Consider the following 16,776-nt stretch of genomic DNA (forward strand, 5'->3'; position numbering starts at 1 on the left):
CGTGTTTGCAGGGCCAAGTCATGCACGGATGGCGGCGGCAGGTTATCTGCATCACATGAGCGATTGGCTTCGTCCATGTGGCGCTGGCGGCACCGGCGAGCCGCATCGGCGATAAAAGCAAGTTTTCCGAGGGGAGGGGACATGCGCTGCATGGGCAACCTGCGACTCATTCAAATTGGTTTCGTCATGCCGCCGGGAACGCTTTTGACCAACTCATCGTTATCGTCGTAGCCGATTGCGTGGCCACTGGCGACAAGCCGCTCTACGTGGCGTTCCAATTCTTCGCCGGGCACAGCCATCTGGTCTAGGAAGTCGAGTTTTTCGGCGGCCGTGAGACTATCGGGACTGATGAGGCCCCGTAGCGCTGCGGCGGTTTTCTCGTTCGGCGCGATTGGCTCGGGCATGGACGTACTCCAAGTTTCGCATGCGAAACCATATGCGCATTTTACTAGATGCGACCAACGCCTCCATGCAAGGATGAATCATTCGAGCATTGCCGGATCGTGTGGAAGATATACAGAGCGCGAAAAGCAATGAAGCTTCGCCAATCATCCATAGACGCAAAACCAACGCTCCGCTTTGCGGGTTCCCTCATTCTTCACACCTGATGCCCAGGTGTTGGGCGGTACAGGCGCGAACTTTCCTTCGGAAAATCAGTACAGAGCAGCATCAAAAGCGTTACACAAGCCGCCTCGCATTTGTGGCACAAACGTTCCACGGCAAAAGAAGAACGAATAAAATCATTGGATTATGATTTTGCAAATCAGCCGAAATGCAAAGCTCATTTTCGAGCGGAAAGCCTCGTCGTTTATGCCAACCGCTTCGCCAAATCCTCGGCGCGAGGATGGTAGTAGCGCATGAGCATGCGAGGGTCTTTATGCCCGGTGATCTTCGCCAGTTCGTGCAGCGGAAAGATTGAGGCCAGGCGAGAAGTGGCTTCATGCCGAAGATCATGGAATCGGAGGTCGGCTAGAAAGTGGTCGTCGGGCCTGCTCTCCGCCTCCTTGCATTCTTGAGCGTAGAGCCGACGCGCACGAACGACGGCGCGTTCGAAAGCACGGGTAACGGCATCACCCGAAATTCCGAAAACACGGCCGGTGTCCCCTTCCTCCGCAGCCTCGGCTTCCTTATCGTGAGCCGCCTTTAACGGTTTCAGGATTGCAATGGCTCGCGGCGAAAGGGGCACGTTGCGGGCAGCGCCGTTCTTGGTCGTGGGCAAGTGAGCAACGCGAGCCTTGAGGTTCACGTGCTCCCATCGCAGGTCAACGATTTCGCCGCGACGCATGGCCGTTTCCACTGCAAACTGGATGATCGAAGGCAGCAGTGATGATTCGCTGGCGGCGCTGACACGCTCAAGCTCGCCGTCCTTCGCGCGGCGGCTCGATTTCACATCATCCCTGCGTCGGGGAAGTGACGAACAGACCGCGAGGCGCCGCGTGCGCGCGTTATTCGGCTGCGGCTTGCGAACCAGCTCGACCGGGTTTAGTAGGCTCTCCATGCCCCATTCCTTGCGTGCAATATTGAACACATGGGACAGCACCGCAAGGCGGCGCAACACCGTGGCTGGCTTGCAGTCCTTAAGCCATTCGTCACGGAGTGCGGCGACATCGGCGCTGCGGATGCTGGCAAGGAACCGCTTGGCAAGCTCTGTGGACATGCAGAGCTTGATAACGGACTTCTCTTGAACGGAACCCTTTTTCGACGCTGTGATCTCGCGCTCGTAACGAAGCAGGGCATCGTGCAGCGTGGTGGACTCAGCTTCACTGCGGCTGAGCCACACGCCGCGCGACATCTCCGACTCGATCATCTTGGCCCACGCCTCGGCCTCGACTTTCGTGTTGAAAGTCTTGCTCTGCGAAGGGAAACCGCGATGCCGGATCAATACTCGCCACTGATACGGACCACGTTTGGTGATGTTTGCCATTGGAGTAGCCCACTCTGCAGTCACTGCACCAAAATTGTACCAAATAAGGGTTGAAATTCAATAAGTGATTGATATTTATGAATACTAATTCGCGTTCGCAATGCGAAGGTCGAGGGTTCGATCCCCTTCCGCTCCACCACTCGAATGAAGAAGCCGCTGCTCGTCAGCGGCTTTTTTGTTGCCCGCGCGGCTCGCGGCGAGCCCGTCGCGGCGAAGCCCGGCCGATCCACACTGCCGCGCCGACGACAGGCGCCGCCGCCTAGGTTTCGCGCAATTCCTGCAGGGCCCGCTCGACGGCGGCGAGCCGCTGCAGCGGATCCGGCAGTTCCAGCAGTGCCTGCTGACGTTCCGGCACGATCGGCAGCACCTCGGCGAGGCGGTAGGCAACCCAGTCGGCATCGTCGAGGCGCTGCGGTTGCGGAAAGCGTTCGGCGCCGAGATCGTCGATCAGCTTCAGCAGCAGCGAGCCGAGGTGTGCCAGCGCTTTCGGCAGCGGCGTCGGCGCGGGCGGCTCGCGCAGTTCGACGTCGGCGACGATCAGGCCGTCCTGCTGCGTGCGCCGGTCGACGATGCGGAACGGCGAGACGCCCTGCGCGACGATCGTGAACAGGCCGGGCGAGGGCACCTGCCATTCGGCGATGCGCGCCGTGCAGCCGATTTCGCAGGGGATCGCCGGACGGCCGACCTCGAAGCCGGCGCGGATCAGCGCGACGCCGAACGGCGCATCGTCGCGCAGGCAGGCCTTGGTCATGTCGACGTAGCGCGGTTCGAAGATGCGCAGCGGCAGGCGGCCATCCGGATAGAGCACGGTGCCCAGCGGGAAGATCGGGATCTGCAGCGTCGTCGTCATGGCACGCGTCGTTCTCCGGGCCGCCATCATCGCACCACGGTGCGGCACTGCAAGCCGGCGTGTCCGCTGGCGGACCGATGCGTGCATTCGGGTGTTTGAGCCGCCCGGCGCCCGGTGGGTAGAATCCGGCGGCGACGCGGCCCCGCGTCCACAAAAGAACGAACGACCGCCGATCGAGGAATCCCGGCGGACGCGGGCGATGAAGCCCCGTCCACCATCAGTGACCGACGCCTGCCGCCGCGACGCGGCCCATCGAAACCTTTTCCTGCCCCGGTGCCGCCGCCGGCCGCCCCGTGCGTCCGGCCCCCGCGCCGCCACGAATGCCCTTCATGTCCATCCAAGACCGCATTGCCCTGAAGATCGCCGGCGAGATCGCCGCCCAGCCGCGCCAGGTCGCCGCCGCCGTCGAACTGCTCGATGAGGGCGCGACCGTGCCGTTCATCGCTCGCTACCGCAAGGAAGCGACCGGCGGCCTCGACGACACGCAGCTGCGCCTGCTCGAGGAGCGGCTGGCCTATCTGCGCGAGCTGGAGGCGCGGCGGCAGACAGTGCTGGAATCGATTCGCGCGCAGGGCAAGTTGAGCGAGGAGCTGGAGGGCAAGATCGCCGCGATCGAAACCAAAGCCGAGCTCGAAGATCTCTATCTGCCGTTCAAGCCCAAGCGCCGCACGCGCGCCGAGATCGCGCGCGAGAAAGGGCTCGGGCCGCTGGCCGACGCGCTGTTCGACGATCGTGCGCTGGTCCCCGAGCAGGCCGCCGCCGCCTACCTCGGCGAGCAGGTGCCGGACGTCAAGAGCGCGCTCGATGGCGCCCGCGACATCCTGATGGAGCGCTTCGCCGAGAACGCCGAACTGCTCGGCCGGCTGCGTCAGTACCTGAAGGACCATGCGCAGCTGCGCGCGCGCGTCGTCGACGGCAAGCAGGAGGCTGGCGCCAAGTTTTCCGACTACTTCGATCATCGCGAGCGCTGGGCCAGCGTGCCGAGCCATCGTGCGCTGGCGATGCTGCGCGGCCGCAACGAGGAAGTGCTGATGCTGGAGATCGAGATCGACGCCGAGGACGCGTCGTCGGTCAAGCCGGCGGAGAAGATGGTCGCCGAGGCCTTCGGCATTCCGCTGCAGGGCGTTGCCGCGGACGCCTGGCTGCTGGAGGTCGCGCGCTGGACCTGGCGCGTGAAGCTGCAGTTCTCGCTGTCGCTCGATCTGATGATGGACATGCGCGAGCGCGCCGAGGAGGAGGCGATCCGCGTGTTCGCGCGCAACCTCAAGGACCTGCTGCTGGCAGCGCCGGCCGGTTCGCGGTCGACGATGGGCCTCGATCCCGGCATTCGCACCGGCGTCAAGGTCGCCGTCGTCGACGGTACTGGCAAGCTCGTCGAGACGACCACGGTCTATCCGTTCCAGCCGCGCAACGACGTGCGCGGCGCACAGGCCGAGCTGGCGAAGCTGATCGCCCGACACCAGGTCGAGCTGATCGCGATCGGCAACGGTACCGCCTCGCGCGAGACCGACAAGCTGGTGTCCGAATTGCTCGCGGCGCTGCCGGCGCCGAAGCCGATCAAGATCGTCGTCAGCGAAGCCGGCGCCTCGGTCTACTCCGCGTCGGCGACTGCGGCGGCCGAGTTCCCCGATCTCGATGTCTCGCTGCGCGGCGCGGTGTCGATCGCGCGCCGCCTGCAGGATCCGCTCGCCGAGCTGGTGAAGATCGAGCCCAAGTCGATCGGCGTCGGCCAGTACCAGCACGACGTCGATCAGCATCGCCTCGCCAAGGCGCTCGATGCCGTCGTCGAGGATGCGGTCAACGCGGTCGGCGTCGACCTCAACACCGCGTCGGCGTCGCTGCTCGCGCGCGTCTCCGGTCTCGGCGCCTCGCTCGCCGAGGCGGTCGTCCAGCATCGCAACCAGGTCGGGCCGTTCCGTACGCGCAAGGCCCTGCTCGAGGTCACGCGGCTCGGCCCGAAGACCTTCGAACAGTGCGCCGGCTTTCTGCGCATCCGCGACGGCGACGAGCCGCTCGATGCCTCGGCCGTGCATCCGGAGGCTTACGAAGTCGCGGCGCGCATCGTCGCCGCCTGCGGCCGCGACGTGCGCACGCTGATGGGCGACAGCAAGGCGCTCAAGGCGCTGGACCCGCGTGTGTTCGCTGACGACAAGTTCGGCCTGCCGACGGTGCGCGACATCATCGGCGAGCTGGAGAAGCCCGGCCGCGATCCGCGGCCCGGGTTCAAGACCGCGAGCTTCCTCGACGACGTGCACGAGATCGCCGACCTCAAGCCGGGCATGGTGCTCGAAGGTACGGTGACCAACGTCGCCGCGTTCGGCGCCTTCGTCGACATCGGCGTGCACCAGGACGGCCTCGTGCACGTCTCGCAGCTCGCCGATCGCTTCGTCAAGGACCCGCACGAGGTGGTCAAGGCCGGCGATGTCGTCAAGGTGCGCGTCGTCGACGTCGACGCCAAGCGCAAGCGCATCGCGCTGTCGATGAAGAAGGACGACGGCAGCGCCGCGCGTCAGCCCGGTCCGCGCGGCGACGCGCCGCGCGGCCGCGAGCGTGGTCCGAACGACGGGCGCAACGCGCGCGGCGGCAACAGCCGGCCGCCGCAGGCGGCCGCCAAGCCGCAGCAGGGCTCGCTTGGCGCCGCGCTGCTGGAGGCGATGAAGCGCAAGTGATGCCTGACGCCCGCCGCGCGTCGCCGGCGCGGCGGGCGCTCCCGCGTGGGGCCGCGCCGCTCAGGGCTTCCAGGCGATGCCGAAGCCCGCGAGCACGGTGAAGCCCGGCCCTGGCTCGTAGTAGCGGCCGTTGCCGTCGTTGACGATCACCGAGCCGACGTAGTCGCGGTCGAACAGGTTGTCGAGCTGGACGAAGGTCCGCAGGCGCAGCGCCGGCAGATCGAAGACGTAGCCGCCGTCGAGTCCGACGATTGCGTACGAGGGCGCGGATTCGCTGTTGCGGTCGTCGACGGCGACGCGGCTCAGGTAGCGCGCGTCGAGGCCGGCGTGCCAGCCGCGCTCGCCGCCCCAGCCGAGGCGCGCGTAGAGATTCGATTCCGGAATGCCGGGAATGCGCGCGCCGGCCGGGATGGTCGTGTTGAGCGCGGTGCACGGCGTGCCGGAGCAGGCCTGGTAGTCCTCGCGCACGCGCGCGTTCAGCAGCGTGTAGGCGAGGTCCAAGCGCCAGCGCCCGGCGAAGCGGCTCGACAGCTGCGCCTCGGCGCCCTGGCGTCGCGTGCGGCCGGCGTTGCCGTAGGCGGTGCGGCCGCCGCTGTTGCTGAGCACGACCAGCTCGTCCTGCGTCTCGGTGTCGAACACGGCGAGCTGCGCCTGCGTCTGTGCGCCGAGCTTGAACTTGGCGCCGAGTTCGGCGTTGTCGCTGCGCGCGGGCTTGAGCGCGAAGTTGAGTCCGGCCTCGGCGGGCGTCGTCGCCGGCTCGATCGGACGGTAGGCGAGCTCGGCGAAGGTCGGCGTCTCGAAGCCGCGGCCGTACGAGCCGTACAGATGCACGCGCTCGCTGGCACGGAACAGCAGTCCGGCGACCGGCGTGACCGCCGCATAGTCCTTGCTGCCGCTGTCGTCCGGATTGCCGCTGGCGATGTAGCGGTCCTCGGACTTGAAGGCGACGCGGCTGTTGCGCAGGCCGGCGCTGACGTCCCAGCGTTCGGCGAAGCGCCAGTTCGCCTGCAGGTATTGATCGAAGTTCCAGACCGTGTTGATCTCGTTGCGGCGCAGGCGACCTTTCACGCCGAGTTCGCTGCCGACGAAGTTCTCGTAACCCTGGCGATGCTGGCGCAGATCGTCCCAAGCGAGGCCGGCGACCAGCGTCCACGGCCGTTCGGGGCTGCCGCCGCGCCAGCGCCAGCGGGCCTCGGCGCCGCCGTAGTCGGTCGACAGATCGACCACGCCGCCGGCGTGCCCGGCGTTGTTGGTCTGCGTGACGACCGGGATCGCCAGGAACTGCTCGACGCCGCGGCCGCCGGCGTAGGCCATCAGCTCCAGGCTCTGTGCGTCGCTGAAACGGTGTTCCCAGATCGCGCCGCCCTGCGTCTGGTCGACGTGCTTGCGCGTGTCGTACTGCAGCGCCTGCGGCGCCGCCTGCGCCGGGTTCTGCTCGAACTGGGCGCGCGTCAGGCCGAGCGGATCGAGCGCTTCGGGCGAAGCGAAGGCATTGAGCACGAGGGTGACGCGGTCGCGTTCGCTGGCGTGCAGATTCAGCTTGCCGTTGAACGAGCGGCGCTCGGCGGCGCTGTGGTCGCGAAAGCCCTCGGTCTCGAAGTTCGAAAACGCGAGGTTGTAGTCGGCGGCGCCGAACGTGCCGCTGGCGCCGAGGCTTTCGCGATAGCTGTCGAAGCTGCCGCCGGCGAAGCCGCCGTAGACGGTCGGCGTGCCGCCGTCGGCGGTGAACAGCTGGATGACGCCGCCGGACGAGTTGCCGTACAGCGCCGAGAACGGGCCGCGCAGCACCTCGACGCGGCCGGCGCTGGCGAGGTTGAAGTGCGAGATCTGGCCCTGGCCGTCCGGCTGCGTCGCCGGAATGCCGTCGACATAGAGCCGCACGCCGCGGATGCCGAACGCCGAGCGCGTTCCGAAACCGCGGATCGACAGCTGCGTGTCCTGCGCGTAGTTCTGGCGATCGCGCGCGAGCAGGCCGGGAATGTCGGCGAGTCCTTCCGACAGATTGACCGCGAGCGTGTCGTCGCGGAAACGGCTGCCGTCGATGACGTCGATCGAGGCCGGCACGTCGAAGGCGGCCAGCGGCGCGCGCGTCGCGGTGACGACGACGGTTTCGATGTCGCCGGCCTCGGGGGCGGCGGTCGCGTCGAGGCTGCAGGCCAGCGCCAGCGCGCCAGCCGTCAGGCCGGAAGCAATACGCATCACGAGAAAATCCTCCGCTGCGCACGCGCCGGGCCGGCGGTCCGCTGGTTCTTGTGTTCGGAGCGGTCGATTCTCGGCGCGCGGCGCCGCTGCCGCAAGCCGTGCGCCCCGGCGCGCGGCGGGTTATTCGCCTTCCGGGCGGTGCACGCGCTTGTCGCGCAGCGTCTGCTTGCCGCGCTCGAGACGCTTGAGCAGCGCCGGGCCGAGTGCGAGCGCGGTGCCGACCGCGAGCACGTCGAGGATCGCCAGATGGGCGATGCGCGAGATCATCGGCGTGTAGACGTCGGGGTCCTCGGCGACGTCGGCGGCGAGCGTGACGGTCGCCAGTTGCGCGAGCGGCGAGCCGCTGGCGGTGATGGCGATGACGCCGGCGCCCGATTCGCGCGCGATCTCGACGGCAGCCAGCATGTCGGTGGTGCGGCCGGTCGCCGAGATCGCCACGACCACGTCGCCGCGGCCGAGCACGGTCGCCGCCATCAGCATCGTGTGCGTGTCGATGTACGCGACGCAGGGCGTGCCGTAGCGGAAGAACTTGTGCTGGCCGTCGAGCGCGACGATGCCGGAGTTGCCGATGCCGTAGAAATCGAGACGCCGTGCCTTGGCGAGCAGCTTGACGGCACGGGCCAGCTCGCCGCCGTCGAGATGATTGCGGACGTCGAGCAGGGCGCCGATCGTGCGATCGAAGACCTTCGGTGCGACCAGCTCCAGGCTGTCGTCCGGGCCGACGTCCTGATGCACGAAAGGCACGCCCGAGGCGAGGCTCTGCGCGAGACGCAGCTTGAACTCGCGGTAGCCGGAGAAGCCGAGCGCGGCGGCGAAGCGCGCGACCGTCGGCTGGCTGACACCGGCGCGATGCGCGAGCTCGGCGATCGACAGATGCAGCACCTCGCCGGGCTGCGCGAGCACGAATGCGGCGACCGCGCGTTCGGACTTGCGCAGCGTTTCGCGGGTCGCCGCGATGCGGGCGAGCAGCGAGCTCTGCAGGTGCTCGCCGACGGCGGCGCTGAAGCGGGGCGGTGTCTTCATGGGTTGTAGAACAGCTGCAGCGGCGGCACCGGCTGGTGCACGAACGCGGCGATCGGCGCCGCCGCCTCGGCGCCCTGCGCCGCGGCTTCGAGCACGGCGCGCTTGCGCTCGCCCTGGATCGCGAGGATCAGGCAGCGCGTGCCGAGCAGCGCGCGTCGCGTCAGCGTCAGGCGCGCGTGCGCGGCGGTCGTCGGGTAGGTCGCGACCACGCTGCGCTGCGTCTGCGGATCGAGGCCGGCTGCGGTGCCGCGCGCCTGCGGGAACAGCGAGGCGGTATGGCCGTCGTCGCCCATGCCGAGCACGACGACATCGAACGGTCGCGGCCACTGCGCGACGCGCGCGTCGGCTGCGTCGGCCGCGGCCTGCGCATCGAGCGGCGCCGCATACAGCGGCTGGAAGTCGGCGCACGCCGCGAGGTTCTGCAGCAGATGCGCACGCACCGTGCGGGCATTGCTGTCTTCGCTGTCGGCGGCGACGCAGCGCTCGTCGACGAGGCCGACGCGCACGCGCGCCCAGTCGAGCGGCTGCCGCGACAGCGCGGCGAAGAACGGCAGCGGACTGCGGCCGCCGGAGACCAGCAGCTGCGCCGGCTGGCGGGCGGCGAGCGCGTCGCGCAGCGCGTCGGCGACGAAGCCGGCGAGCGCCCGTGCCGCGGCGTCGGCGTCGGGCAGCAGATGCTGGACGACCGTGGCGGGCAGGGCGAGCGCTTGCGGTTCCGGCACGGCCTCAGCTCTCCTCGTGCCAGGCCAGGCCGTCGCGCGCGATCAGGGCGCTCGCGGCGGTCGGTCCCCAGGTGCCGGCCGGATACGAGCGCGGCGGCTGGCCGCTGCGTTCCCAGGCGTTCATGATCGGCTCGACCCACTGCCAGGCCGCGTCCTGCTCGTCGCGGCGCATGAACAGAGTCAGCCGGCCCTCGATGACGTCGACGATCAGACGTTCGTACGCGTCCCATTGCCGCGTGCGATAGGTCTCGGCGAGCGCGACGTCGAGGAAGATCGGCTGGATGTCCATGCTCTGGCCGGGAATCTTCGCCATCAGGTCGAGGCGCAGGCCCTCGTTCGGCTGCAGGCTGATGACCAGGCGGTTGACCGGCTCGCCGCAGGTGGCACGCAGGATCGGGTGCGGCACGCCGCGGAAAGTGATGACGATCTCGGCGAGGCGCTGCTGCATGCGCTTGCCGGTGCGCAGATAGAACGGCACGCCGGCCCAGCGCCAGTTGTTGAGCTCGGCCTTGATCGCGACGAAGGTTTCGGTGCGGCTCGACGCCGGGATGCCGTCTTCCTCCAGATAGCCGGGCACCGGCTTGTTGCCGATCGCGCCGGCGCGATACTGGCCGCGCACGGTGCGGCTCGCCACTTCGTCGACGCCGAACGGACGCAGCGCACGCAGTACCTTGAGCTTTTCGTCGCGGACCATGTCGGCATCGATGCTCGCCGGCGGTTCCATCGCGACGATGCAGAGCAGCTGCAGCAGGTGGTTCTGCACCATGTCGCGCAGCGCGCCGGTCGAGTCGTAGAACTCGCCGCGGCCTTCGACGCCGACCGTCTCGGCGATCGTGATCTGCACGTCGCGGACCCAGCTGCGGTTCCACAGGGGTTCGAACAGCACGTTGCCGAAGCGCAGCGCGATCAGGTTCTGGACCGTTTCCTTGCCGAGGTAATGGTCGATGCGGAAGATCTGCTGTTCGGCGAACACGCGGCCGACGTCGTCGTTGATCGCGCGCGCCGAGGCGAGGTCGCGGCCGAGCGGCTTCTCGAGCACGACGCGGCTCAGCGGTGTCACCAGTCCGGCGGCGCCGAGATTCGCCGAAATGCCGGCGAACAGGCTCGGCGCGGTCGCCAGATAGAACACGCGGGTGCGCTGCTCGCAGCCCTTGAGCCGCTCGGCGAGCGCCGCGTAGTCGCCCGGCTGCTGCGCATCGAGGCGCACGTAGTCGAGGCAGGTCGCGAACGCGGCCCAGGCTTCGTCGCTGAAGTCCTTGGCGGCGACATGCCGGCGGCAGTGTTCGAGCGCGAGCGCGACGTAGGCCTCGCGCGTCATCGCCTGACGGCCGATGCCGAGCACGCGCCAGCCTTCGGTGCTTTCACTGTCGCGATGCCGGTAGTAGAGCGCCGGCAGCAGCTTGCGCATCGCCAGGTCGCCACTGCCGCCGAAGAGGATGAAATCGAACGCGCCGAGTACTGCCATCGCTGTCGCGCCTGCGGGAGGCGGCTCCGTCTCGAGGCCGCGCCGGGCGGCCGGGGTGATCGTGATTTTGTATTAATACTACAGAAACGGCCGGTCGGCGAGAAGTTCCGCCGCCGGCGTTCACGCCGGGGTCACGGACCTTTCATCGCAAATTCACAAGGGAAAAGTCCTTCTGCGGTATCCGGCGCATGGCCCGTGCCCGACAAGTCTTGTAGTATTCATACAAATCGGGCATGAAGAATGCGGTCCGCACCGCTGCGACGAGGAAACACCATGAGCCTGCATCCGCTGGTTGCCGAAGTCACCGAGCGCATCCGTTCCCGCAGCCGGCCGGGCCGCTCGGCCTATCTGCAGCACGTCGAGGCGGCGCGCCGGGACGGTACTGCGCGCGGCCGCATTTCCTGCACCAATCTCGCGCATTCGTTCGCCGCCGCCGGCGAAGGCGACAAGGACGCGCTGCGCGCGAGTGCCTGGCCGAATCTGGCGATCGTTTCCGCCTACAACGACATGCTGTCGGCGCACCAGCCGTACGAGCGGTTCCCGGCGCTGATCAAGGCGGCGGTGCGCGAGGTCGGCGCGGTCGCGCAGTTCGCCGGCGGCGTGCCGGCGATGTGCGACGGCGTGACGCAGGGCCAGCCCGGCATGGAGCTGTCGCTGTTCTCGCGCGACGTGATCGCGATGGCGACCGCGGTCGCGCTTTCGCACAAGGTCTTCGACGCGGCGCTGTGCCTCGGCGTCTGCGACAAGATCGTGCCCGGGCTGTTGATCGGCGCACTGCAGTTCGGCCACCTGCCGGTGGTGTTCGTGCCGGCCGGACCGATGACCAGCGGCATCGCCAATGCCGAGAAGGCCAAGACGCGGCAGCTTTACGCGCAGGGCAAGGTCGGCCGCGAGGCCCTGCTCGAATCGGAGATGAAGTCGTATCACGGCCCCGGCACCTGCACGTTCTACGGCACCGCCAACAGCAACCAGATGCTGATGGAGCTGATGGGCCTGCATCTGCCGGGCGCCGCCTTCGTCAATCCGAACACGCCGCTGCGCGACGCGTTGACGCGCGCCGCCGCGCAGCGCGCCGCCGCGATCACGCCGCAGGGCAGCCTGCGCGACGGCCGGCGCGAGGCCGCGTACACGCCGATCGCCGAGATCATCGACGAGCGCGCGATCGTCAACGGCATCGTAGGGCTGCTCGCGACCGGCGGCTCGACCAACCACACCATCCATCTCGTCGCGATCGCGCGCGCCGCCGGCATCCTGATCGACTGGGGCGACTTCGATGCGCTGTCCGGCGTCGTGCCGCTGCTGGCGCGCATCTATCCGAACGGCGACGCCGACGTGAACCACTTCCACGCCGCCGGCGGCATGGGCTTCCTGGTTCGCGAGCTGATCGAGGCCGGCCTCGTGCACGAGGAGGTGCAGACGGTCGCCGGTCCGGGCCTGTCGCGCTACACGCAGGAGCCGTTCCTCGACGGCGATCGCCTCGTCTGGCGGCCGGCGCCGCGCACGAGCCTGGATCGCGAGGTGCTGCGCGGTGTCGCCGAGCCGTTCAGCGCCGACGGCGGCCTCAAGCTGCTGCAGGGCAATCTCGGTCGCGCCGTCATCAAGGTTTCGGCGGTCAAGCCCGGGCATCGCGTCGTCGAGGCGCCGGCGATCGTCTTCGACGGCCAGGACCAGATGCTGGAGGCGTTCAAGCGCGGCGAACTGCATCGCGATTTCGTCGCCGTGATCCGCTACCAGGGCCCGCGCGCCAACGGCATGCCGGAACTGCACAAGCTGACGCCGGCGCTCGGCAGCCTGCAGGACGAGGGCTTTCACGTTGCGCTCGTCACCGACGGCCGCATGTCCGGCGCGTCCGGCAAGGTGCCGGCGGCGATTCACGTGACGCCCGAATGCCTCGCCGGCGGGCCGCTGGCGCGGGTGCGCAGCGGCGATCTGATTCGCCTCGACGCCGAGGCCGGCGTGCTCGAGGTGAAGGTCGGCGCCGCCGAGCTGGCGGCGCGCGCCATCGAGCACCCGTCGCTCGAAACCAACGGCTGGGGCCTCGGCCGAGAGCTGTTCGCCAACGCGCGCGCGCAGGCCGCCGGCGCCGAACAGGGCGCGATCTCCTTCAGCACCGCCATGGGCGCGCCGTTCTAGCGCGCCGCTTCCTCAGGGAAAAACAGATGAACAAGCAGGCGACGATCGCCGAAGTGATGGGTGCCGGGCCGGTGATGCCGGTGATCGTGATCGACCGGCTGGAATCGGCGGTGCCGCTGGCGCGCGCGCTGGTCGACGGCGGCGTGTGCGTGCTGGAGGTGACGCTGCGCACGCCGGTTGCGCTGGCGGCGATTCGCGCGATCGCCGCGGCGGTCCCGGAAGCCATCGTCGGCGCCGGCACGATCCTCAACGAGCAGGACCTCGCCGCCGCGCAGGCGGCCGGGGCGCGCTTCGGCGTCAGCCCCGGCGCGACGCCGTCGCTGCTGCGCGCGGTCCGCGCTGGTGGCCTGCCGTTCCTGCCGGGCGTGATGACGCCGTCGGATATCGTCGCCGCGCTCGGCGAGGGTTTCTCCGCGGTGAAGTTCTTCCCGGCCGTGCCGGCCGGCGGCGTCGAGATGCTGAAGGCTTTCGCCGGGCCGTTCCCGCAGCTGCGCTTCTGCCCGACCGGCGGCATCAGCGCCGCCAACGCGCGCGACTTCCTGGCGCTGCCGAACGTCGACTGCATCGGCGGCTCGTGGCTGGCGCCGAAGGCGCGGGTCGAGGCCGGCGACTGGGCGGCGATCACGGCGCTGGCACGCGAGGCCGCGATGCTCCGCAGTACCTGAGCGGGTGCGGCGTCGCCGATGCGCGGAGGCGCAGCTGCTCAGCGTTCCAGCGCGGTCTGCAGCGCGTTGCCGTAGCCGACGACCAGCACCGACAGCAGGATGACGGCGATGCCGAGCAGCACGGTCGCCAGCGTGGCACGACTGCTGCCCTTCCACTCGCGCAGCAGCAGGCCCCAGATGTTGGCAATGACGATGATGAACGCCATGTGCAGGATCCATGAGCTGGCGCCGTTGCTCAGCTTGCTGGCGCCCATGCCGTAGAAGAAGAACTGCAGGAACCAGATCGTCCCGGCCAGCGCCGAGAACGTGTAATTGGCGGCGAGCGGCGCATCGCGCCGCGCGTAGTCGCGCCAGCTGCGATTGCGCAGATTGAGCAGTACGCACCAGATGAGATTGCTCGTCAGCCCGCCCCAGAGCAGGACGACGAAGACGACGTTGTTCTGGAACAGCGGATTGGCGCCGCCGGCGACCGCGGCGCGGGCCATCGCCTGGCCGGCTTCGATGCCGAAGTTGAAGCACGCCGACAGCACGCCGGAGACGATCGCGACGGCGAGGCCGAGCGCGAGATTGAACTCGCCGATGCTGGCCTTCCTGTCGGCTTCGGGCTGCGAGCTTTCCTTCATCATGCCGGCCTTGCCGCAGATCGCGATGCCGGCCAGGCAGACGCCCACGCCGGCGAGCACCCAGCGGCCGCCGGCCGTATGCAGCATGTGCGTGAAGGTCTCGCCGTCGACGCCGGCGAGATCGCGGAAGATCGGCGGGATCAGCGCCCCGAACGCCGAGCACAGGCCGAGCACGACCGACATGCCGAGCGACAGGCCGAGGTAGCGCATCGTCAGACCGAAGGTCAGGCCGCCGATGCCCCAGAGCACGCCAAGCAGATAGGTCCAGAACAGCGTCGCGGCGGACGTCGCGGCGATGATCGCAGCGAAGCCGTCGATCGTCAGCCAGGCCGCGAGCCAGGGCACGATCAGCCACGAGCAGAGACCGCCGACGATCCAGTAGCTCTCCCAGGCCCAGCCGCGCACCTTCTTGTACGGCAGGTAGAAGCTGCCGGACGCGAAACCGCCGACGAAGTGATAGAACACGCCCAGCAGAACTTCCACGAGTCGCTCCTCTCAGCTGACGATGCGGGCGTGCGATACGTGGTCGCGCGCCTCGGGTGATGCGTGAGGGGCGGTCGCCGCCGGAGCGCCGGCGCCGGACCGCTCCCTAGATCCGGTAACAGCGTTCGGCGTTGCCGACGAACAGCGCCGCGTGTTCGCTGGCCGAAGCGCCGGCGACGATCTCGGCATAGGCGTGCCACAGCGCGCCGTAGCTCGAATGCAGGCCGTCGATCGGAAAGTTCGAAGCGAACAGACAGCGCGACGCGCCGAAGGCTTCGATCGTTTCGAGCACGTACGGCCGGAGGCTGGCGGAGGTCCAGTGATGGTCGAACATCGCCAGGCCGCTGATCTTGGCGACCACGTTCTCGCATGCGGCGAGCCGGCGCAGTCCTTCGCGCCATTCGCGCTGGCCGGCGCGGTCGCGGTCGACGCACATGCCGGCGTGGTCGAGGATGAACAGCGTGTCGGGGTGGCCGGCGGCGACGTCGGCGGCGAGCGTGGCCTGTGACGGATAGATCTGCAGGTCGAACGACAATCCGTATCGCGCCAGCAGGCGCAGGTTGGCGCGCCACTGCGGCTCGTTCAGGTAGTGGCGGCCGACGTAGTCGTAGCGCGGGTCGGCGTGCACGTTGAGAATCTGGCGGATGCCGCGCAGGTTCGGCGTTTCGGCAAGTGCGGCGAGCTGCGTGGCGGCGTCGTCCCGCGACAGATCGAGCATTGCGACGATGCCCTGCGGATAGCCGTCGCGCGCGGCCAGCGACTGCAGCCAGCGCGTCTCCGCCAGTGCGTCGCTAGGATTGGCTTCGACGTTGACGATCTTGAGGACTTCGATGTCGCCGGCGCCGGCCAGCAGTTCGCGGTCGGTATAGCGACGCGGCAGCTTGCGGTTGTCACCGGAGTAGGCCTCGCCGGCCGGCATCAGCCACGGCAGCGGCACGACCTCGAGATCCCAGAGATGGACGTGCGGATCGACGACTTTCACGACGGCTCCGGGCGGCGGCTCAGTGCAGACGGGCCATCGGCCGCGATGACCGCTGCGCCGGCCGAAGATCGGGATGCGTGAGCGGCGGCGCGCACCGCCTTCCATCGTCGCGGCGCCGGAGCCGCGCGCCAGTGTCGGCTCGTTCGGGTGTCACACACACGGCACGGATGCGATCCATCGCGGTGTTCACTGCAGATTGACGAACAGGCCGCCGTCGACCAGCAGCGCGGCGCCGTTGACGTAGGCCGCCATCTCGGAGGCGAGGAAGACGACGACGTTGGCGATGTCGAGCGGCTGGCCGAGTCGGCCGAGCGGAATGCGTCCCTTCATGTACGCGAGCTTCTCCGGCGACGAAAGATCATCGGCGTTGAGGTCGGTCGCGATCGTTCCGGGCAGCACCGAGTTGCAGCGGATGCCGTATGGGCCGAGCGCGATTGCGCAGGACTGCATCAGCGAATGGAGGCCGGCCTTGGTCGGCGTGTAATGCGCCTGCAGGCCGCCGCCGACCAGCGCACTGATCGAGCTGGTCGCGACGATCGCCCCGCCGTGGCCCTGTTCCTTCATCTGCCGCGCGACCGCCTGCGTGACGTAGAAAGCGCCGTGCAGATTGATCTCCATCGTGCGCCGGAACGTTTCGAGCGGAATGTCGAGGAAGGCGTGGAACGGACAGATGCCGGCATTGGCGGCGAGCACATCGATCTTGCCGAAGGCCTGTACCGCCGCCGCGACCAGCTGTGCGCCGGTGGCCGGATCGGCGACGTCGCCTTCGAGCACGACGACGCGACCGCCGAGGGCCTCGATTTCGTCGACGACGCTGTCGACCGCCGATTTCCGGCCGTAGCCGGCGTCATTGTCGCGGTAGTAGTTGAGGGCGACGTCGGCGCCATGGCGCGCCGCTTCGACGGCGATCGCGCGGCCGATGCCGCGTGATCCGCCGGTCACGACGACCGATTTGTTCTCGAGCAGTTTCACCAGCATCTCCTCCGTGGTCCCCGTCTGATCTGCGTGCCGCGGGGTCAGGTCTGCGCCTTGCGC

General features: G+C 68.5%; 13 protein-coding genes. 3 read left to right on the forward strand and 10 right to left on the reverse strand.

Translation table 11 applies throughout. The annotated features are described in order from the left end of the window. Nucleotides 1-170 precede the first annotated feature (170 nt). From H149_RS0112960 to H149_RS0112970, 3 genes are all read right to left on the reverse strand, one after another. Nucleotides 171-404 carry a hypothetical protein gene (locus H149_RS0112960; RefSeq protein ID WP_020650190.1) on the reverse strand — a complete coding sequence of 78 codons (234 nt, stop codon included), beginning with the start codon at nt 402-404 and terminating at the stop codon, nt 171-173. Nucleotides 405-808: 404 nt separating this feature from the next. Beyond that, the gene (locus H149_RS0112965; protein WP_026353142.1) at nt 809-1,924 is read right to left on the reverse strand and encodes a site-specific integrase; all 1,116 of its coding nucleotides are present in this window, start codon (nt 1,922-1,924) and stop codon (nt 809-811) included. A 259-nt stretch (nt 1,925-2,183) separates the two neighbouring features. Beyond that, a complete protein-coding gene (locus H149_RS0112970; RefSeq protein WP_020650192.1) occupies nt 2,184-2,774 on the reverse strand; it encodes an LON peptidase substrate-binding domain-containing protein in 591 nt (196 codons plus the stop codon). Nucleotides 2,775-3,094: 320 nt separating this feature from the next. On the opposite strand from H149_RS0112970, the gene H149_RS0112975 reads away from it, so the two are divergent. After that, the gene (locus H149_RS0112975; protein ID WP_020650193.1) at nt 3,095-5,443 is read left to right on the forward strand and encodes a Tex family protein; all 2,349 of its coding nucleotides are present in this window, start codon (nt 3,095-3,097) and stop codon (nt 5,441-5,443) included. Between the two features lie 60 nt (nt 5,444-5,503). Here the strand turns inward: H149_RS0112975 and H149_RS0112980 are convergent, their stop codons facing one another. The 4 genes from H149_RS0112980 to zwf all read right to left on the reverse strand — a co-directional run bounded on the left by H149_RS0112980 (nt 5,504) and on the right by zwf (nt 10,855). Continuing rightward, nucleotides 5,504-7,642 (reverse strand): TonB-dependent receptor family protein, encoded by a 2,139-nt coding sequence (locus H149_RS0112980; protein ID WP_020650194.1) that lies wholly within the window; start codon nt 7,640-7,642, stop codon nt 5,504-5,506. 123 nt (nt 7,643-7,765) lie between these two features. Further along, a complete protein-coding gene (locus H149_RS0112985) occupies nt 7,766-8,668 on the reverse strand; it encodes an SIS domain-containing protein (protein WP_020650195.1) in 903 nt (300 codons plus the stop codon). Then, nucleotides 8,665-9,390 carry a 6-phosphogluconolactonase gene (gene pgl / locus H149_RS0112990; protein WP_020650196.1) on the reverse strand — a complete coding sequence of 242 codons (726 nt, stop codon included), beginning with the start codon at nt 9,388-9,390 and terminating at the stop codon, nt 8,665-8,667. The genes H149_RS0112985 and pgl overlap by 4 nt, the downstream gene beginning before the upstream one ends. Nucleotides 9,391-9,394: 4 nt before the next feature. Next, complete coding sequence (gene zwf / locus H149_RS0112995; protein ID WP_020650197.1) at nt 9,395-10,855, reverse strand: glucose-6-phosphate dehydrogenase; 1,461 nt, start codon at nt 10,853-10,855, stop codon at nt 9,395-9,397. Between the two features lie 273 nt (nt 10,856-11,128). On the opposite strand from zwf, the gene edd reads away from it, so the two are divergent. Continuing rightward, nucleotides 11,129-12,988, forward strand: coding sequence for a phosphogluconate dehydratase (gene edd, locus H149_RS0113000; protein WP_020650198.1), 1,860 nt, complete (start codon nt 11,129-11,131; stop codon nt 12,986-12,988). A 26-nt stretch (nt 12,989-13,014) separates the two neighbouring features. Then, a complete protein-coding gene (eda, locus tag H149_RS0113005; protein WP_020650199.1) occupies nt 13,015-13,653 on the forward strand; it encodes a bifunctional 4-hydroxy-2-oxoglutarate aldolase/2-dehydro-3-deoxy-phosphogluconate aldolase in 639 nt (212 codons plus the stop codon). A gap of 38 nt (nt 13,654-13,691) precedes the next feature. On the opposite strand, the gene rhaT is transcribed toward eda, so the two are convergent. From rhaT to lra1, 3 genes are all read right to left on the reverse strand, one after another. Beyond that, nucleotides 13,692-14,759, reverse strand: coding sequence for an L-rhamnose/proton symporter RhaT (gene rhaT / locus H149_RS0113010; protein ID WP_020650200.1), 1,068 nt, complete (start codon nt 14,757-14,759; stop codon nt 13,692-13,694). A 106-nt stretch (nt 14,760-14,865) separates the two neighbouring features. Further along, entirely contained in the window at nt 14,866-15,741 is an 876-nt protein-coding gene (locus tag H149_RS0113015) for an amidohydrolase family protein (protein ID WP_020650201.1), read from the reverse strand. Between the two features lie 186 nt (nt 15,742-15,927). After that, nucleotides 15,928-16,719 carry an L-rhamnose 1-dehydrogenase Lra1 gene (gene lra1, locus H149_RS0113020; protein ID WP_020650202.1) on the reverse strand — a complete coding sequence of 264 codons (792 nt, stop codon included), beginning with the start codon at nt 16,717-16,719 and terminating at the stop codon, nt 15,928-15,930. Between the last annotated feature and the right edge of the window lie 57 nt (nt 16,720-16,776).

Origin of the sequence: Solimonas variicoloris DSM 15731, assembly GCF_000382285.1 — a bacterium.
Lineage (GTDB): Bacteria > Pseudomonadota > Gammaproteobacteria > Nevskiales > Nevskiaceae > Solimonas > Solimonas variicoloris.